At 48.8% G+C, this 921-nt stretch carries 1 protein-coding gene and 1 pseudogene; both read left to right on the top strand.

Translation table 11 applies throughout. The features are described 5' to 3' along the window. Window positions 1-139, top strand: a pseudogene (locus HMPREF1254_RS12370) (ISAon1 family transposase N-terminal region protein); the annotation flags it as partial. Between the two features lie 31 nt (window positions 140-170). After that, window positions 171-921: ISAon1 family transposase (locus HMPREF1254_RS09075; RefSeq protein ID WP_442792396.1), on the top strand; the 751-nt coding region annotated here is incomplete at its 3' end.

Raw genomic sequence — 921 nt, forward strand, 5'->3', positions numbered from 1 at the left:
CAAGCCCGTTTACCTTCATGTCCGCCGTCGAAAATGGCGTGACAGTTCCACGGGTGAGATATTCAGTTATTCTTACGATGACCTGACGGCTGAGGGCAGCAAACTATCCCCTGAGTTCGTTTCTTTTTTAAAAGAATAGAATTGAGTCTACTGCGGAGAGCATTACAGGTATCGGCTCTCACTATGGCGTAGACGGCAAGCAGCTTTCCACACAATACAAGGAGCATTTCAGCGATTATCGCCAGTGGGAGCAGTTGTCGCATGCGGGAGACTGGCTGCTGTTTGATGAGAACCTGGGAGAGAGCCTGAGTATCGATGAGACTTGTCTGAGCAGCGGTGAGGTCTATACGTTTCTGACCAACAAGGCTGGCAAAGGTGGCAGGGGTACTCTGGTAGCTGTGGTCAGGGGAACAAAAGCCGAGGATGTGATCCGTGTTCTGGAAAAGATTGACCTTTCCAAAAGAAAGACTGTCAAGGAGATAACGCTCGACCTGTCTTCCTCTATGATGATCATTGCGCGCACGGTGTTCCCCAAGGCACTCATCACCAGTGACAGGTTTCATGTGCAGAAACTTTACTATGACGCTTTGGACGACATGCGCATAGCCTACCGGTGGATGGCCAGGGACAGAGAAAATGAGGAGATGAAGGAAGCCAAAGCCAAGAACGAAACCTTCAAGCCATTCAGATACAGCAACGGTGACACACGCAAGCAACTACTTGCCAGGGCGAAGTTTATACTGACTAAACACAAGTCCAAGTGGACGGAATCGCAAAGGCTAAGGGCTGAAATAATCTTTGAAAACTACCCGGAACTCAAAAAAGCCTATGACCTGGCCATGGAACTTACCGATATTTATAATGCCAGAAGCATCAAGGACGCTGCAAGATTGAAACTGGCTAAGTGGTTTAACGAGGTGG

It is taken from the genome of Prevotella sp. BV3P1 (genome assembly GCF_000479005.1).
Lineage (GTDB): Bacteria > Bacteroidota > Bacteroidia > Bacteroidales > Bacteroidaceae > Prevotella.